This window comes from Catenulispora pinisilvae, assembly GCF_015356865.1.
Taxonomy (GTDB): Bacteria; Actinomycetota; Actinomycetes; order Streptomycetales; family Catenulisporaceae; genus Catenulispora; species Catenulispora pinisilvae.
The window spans coordinates 1-4095 of sequence record NZ_JAAFZA010000434.1; the positions used below are offsets into that span (position 1 = coordinate 1).

A 4095-nucleotide genomic window follows, 5' to 3' on the forward strand; every position below is an offset into this window, starting at 1 on the left:
GTGCTGGTCCGGAGTCGCTGGTGGCGGTGGCGTTGCCGCGTTCGGTGGAGCTGGTTGTGGCGTTGTTGGCGATTCTGAAGTCTGGTGCTGCCTATCTGCCGGTGGATCCGGAGTATCCGGCTGACCGCATCGAGTTCATGCTGGCCGATGCCGCCCCGGTGTGTGTGATCACCGACCGGGCGGTCCTGACCGGCCTGCCGCCGAGCCCTGACGAGTCTGCGTATCTCGTACTGAACGACCCGCAAACGCTGGCCGAGGTGGCTCGGCACTCCGATGTCGATCTGTCCGAGCCGGACCTGCCGAACGCGATTAGTTCGTCGTCCCCCGCTTACGTGATCTACACCTCCGGCTCCACCGGTCGTCCCAAGGGCGTTGTGGTGGAGCATCGCTCGGCGGTCAACTTCGTGCTGTGGGCCGACCGGGAATTCGCTTTCGAACAGTATTCCCGGGTCGTGTGGTCGACCTCCCTTAACTTCGACGTCTCCATCTTCGAGTTGTTCGGGCCGCTGGTGTCGGGCGCCCGGGTCGAGATCGTCCAGAACCTGCTGTCCTTGATCGGACTCGATCCGGAGCTGACGCGCGGAAGCCTGATCAGCGGTGTCCCTTCGGTGTTCTCCCACATCCTCGGCACCGACGCGGCCGCTCTCGCCGAGCCTCGCACCGTGGCCTTCGCCGGGGAGGCACTGCCCGGCCATGTCGTGCGCGACGTCAAGACGGGGGCCCCGGAGGCGTGGATCGCGAACGGTTACGGCCCCACGGAGACGACGGTCTTCTCGGCGTCGTGGCAGACCGCCGGGGATATCGGCGGCCAGCCGCCGATCGGCCGGCCGATCACGAACACGCAGATGTACGTACTCGACTCCGCCCTGGTCCCGGCACCGACGGGAGTAGCCGGGGACCTCTACATAGCCGGCCACGGGATCGCCCGGGGGTATCTCGGACGTCTGGGCTTGACGTCGGAGCGGTTCGTCGCCAATCCGTTCGGTGCGGCCGGGTCGCGGATGTATCGGACCGGGGACCTGGCGCGGTGGCGGTCGGATGGTGTTCTGGAGTATCTGGGACGCAGCGATGATCAGGTGAAGGTTCGGGGCTTCCGGATCGAGTTGGGTGAGATCGAAGCAGTTCTGGCCGGGCACGATGCGGTGTCTCAGGTTGCTGTGGTGGCGCGGGAGGACCGGCCCGGCGATAAGAGGCTGGTCGCCTACCTTGTCGCTGCCGATGGCTTTGCTGCCTTGGACACCGAGGCGCTGCGCGAGCATCTCGGTGCCGCGTTGCCGGAGTACATGGTGCCGTCGGCTTTTGTGGTGTTGGATGCGCTGCCGTTGACGGCCAACGGGAAGTTGGACCGCCGTGCCCTGCCGGCACCGGAGTTCGGATCCGATCCTGCCGGTCGTGCTCCGCGGACGATGCAGGAGGAGATTCTCTGCTCTTTGTTCGCTGAGGTTCTGGGTGTCGAGTCGGTGTCGGTCGATGACAGTTTCTTCGATCTTGGTGGTCATTCGCTGCTGGCTACGCGTCTGGTGAGCCGGGTGCGCTCGGTGTTGGGCGTGGAGTTGGGGCTGCGAGTTCTGTTCGAGGCGCCGACGGTGGCAGGGATTGCGGCACGTCTGGACGCGGGTTCTGATACGCGTCGTGTGGCGTTGCGGCCGGTGGTGCGTCCTGAGCGGGTGCCGTTGTCGTTTGCGCAGCGTCGGTTGTGGTTCTTGAGTCGGTTGGAGGGTCCGTCGGCGACGTACAACCTTCCGTTGGTGGTGCGTCTGTCCGGTGATCTGGATCAGGGGGCTTTGAAGGCTGCTCTTCTCGATGTCCTGGCCCGGCATGAGAGTTTGCGGACTGTCTTTCCGCAGGTCGATGGTGAGCCGTTCCAACAGGTGCTGCCGGTCGATGAGCTTGGCGCGGTGGCGGATCTGGTGGTGCGGGACTCCTCGCCGGAGACGATCGCCGCTGACATCGCCCTGACGGCGGGTTCGACGTTCGATCTGGAGTCGCAGATTCCGGTGCGGGCTTCTCTGCTGCATGTCGGTCAGCAGGAGTTTGTGTTGGTGGCGGTGGTGCATCACGTCGCTGGTGATGGCTGGTCGCTGGGCCCGTTGGCGCGGGATCTGGCTGCTGCTTATACGGCTCGTGTCGGTGGTGCTGTGCCGGTGTGGGAGCCGCTGCCGGTGCAGTACGCGGACTACACCCTGTGGCAGCGTGACCTGCTCGGTGATGAGGATGACGCTGCCAGCGTCTACGCCCGGCAGGTCGGGTTCTGGCAGCAGGCGCTGTCCGGCATTCCGGATCAGCTGGAGCTGCCATTCGACCGCCCGCGCCCGGCGGTGTCGTCTTACCGTGGGGACCGGCTGGATGTGCTGGTTCCGTCGGAAGTGCATCGCGGTCTGGCCGACTTGGCGCGTTCGCGTGGTGTGAGTGTGTTCATGGTGGTGCAGGCTGCGGTGGCGGCGTGGCTGTCGCGGATGGGTGCGGGCACCGACATTCCCATCGGCACTGCTGTCGCCGGCCGCCTGGATGAGGCGCTGGATGACCTGGTCGGGTTCTTCGTGAACACGCTGGTCCTGCGCACCGATGTGTCTGGGGATCCGACGTTCGCAGAGCTCGTTGATCGTGTTCGTGATTCTGATCTGTCGGCGTTCGGGCATCAGGATGTGCCCTTCGAGCGCCTGGTCGAGGTGCTGAACCCGGCCCGTTCGATGGCGCGGCATCCGCTGTTCCAGGTGATGCTGGCCTTCCAGAACGCATCGGCCGCGGACCTGGCCATGCCCGGATTGACCGTGCAGGCGGAGCCGGTGCAGGTTGGCGCGGCGAAGTTCGACTTGCTGTTCGACCTGTCTGAGTCCTTCACCGCTGATGGCTCGCCGAATGGGATCGTCGGATCTCTGGACTTCGCGACAGATCTGTTCGATGTCGCGACGGTTGAGCGGATGCTGGGTTGGCTGCAGCGTCTTGTAGAGGAAGTTGTCGCTGACCCCAGTGTGCCGCTGCACTCGATCTCGATCCTGAATCGGGATGAGGTCCGGCAGTTGCTGGTCGACAACAACGACACTGCTCATGCGGTGCCGGATGCGACTCTTGTCGGTTTGTTTGAGGAGCAGGTGCGTCGTTCGCCGGATGCGGTGGCGGTGGTGTTCGAGGGTGAGCAGGTTTCGTATGCGGAGTTGAATGTTCGGGCGAATCGTTTGGCGCGGGCGCTTGTGGTGCGGGGTGCTGGTCCGGAGTCGCTGGTGGCGGTGGCGTTGCCGCGTTCGGTGGAGCTGGTTGTGGCTTTGCTGGCGATTCTGAAGTCTGGTGCGGCGTATATGCCGGTGGATCCGGAGTATCCGGCTGACCGTATCGGGTTCATGCTGGCTGATGCCGCCCCGGTGTGTGTGATCACTACCTCCGATGTGGTCTCGACTCTGCCGCAGACGGTTGATGCGTTTGTGGTGGTGGATGACCCGCAGTTTGCGGGTGAGGTGTCGGCGTATTCCGGTGTGGATCTGCACGTCGGCTTTGGTTCGGAGTGTCCGGCGTATGTGATCTTTACTTCTGGTTCTACGGGTCGTCCGAAGGGTGTTGTCGTCTCGCATGCGGGGATTGTGAACCGTCTGTTGTGGATGCAGGACCGGTTCGGTCTGGACAGCGACGATCGTGTGTTGCAGAAGACGCCGTCCGGTTTCGACGTCTCGGTGTGGGAGTTCTTCTGGCCGTTGGTGGTGGGTGCGGGTCTGGTGGTGGCGCGGCCTGGTGGTCATCGTGATCCGGCGTATGTGGCGGGCCTGATTGCCTCGGCTGGTGTGACGACGGTGCATTTTGTGCCGTCGATGCTGGCGGCGTTTGTGGCGGAGCCGTTGGCTGCCGGCTGTGTGGGGTTGCGTCGGGTGGTGTGTTCGGGTGAGGCGCTGCCGGCGGAGGTGGTGCAGCGGTTCTTCACTGTGTTGGACGGGGTCGGGCTGTTCAACCTGTACGGCCCGACTGAGGCGTCGGTGGATGTGTCGTGGTGGGAATGTGTCCCGGACGCAGTCTCGGTGCCGATCGGCCGTCCGGTGTGGAACACCCAGCTGTACGTTCTGGACTCTGCGCTGTCTCCGGTTCCTGCGGGGGTGGCTGGGGAGTTGT

1 protein-coding gene is annotated in these 4095 nt (G+C 64.6%); it reads left to right on the forward strand.

What is annotated here, in order from left to right; genetic code table 11:
- Nucleotides 1-44: 44 nt before the first annotated feature.
- Nucleotides 45-4095: non-ribosomal peptide synthetase (locus IZR01_RS48460; RefSeq protein ID WP_323747315.1), on the forward strand; the 4051-nt coding region annotated here is incomplete at its 3' end.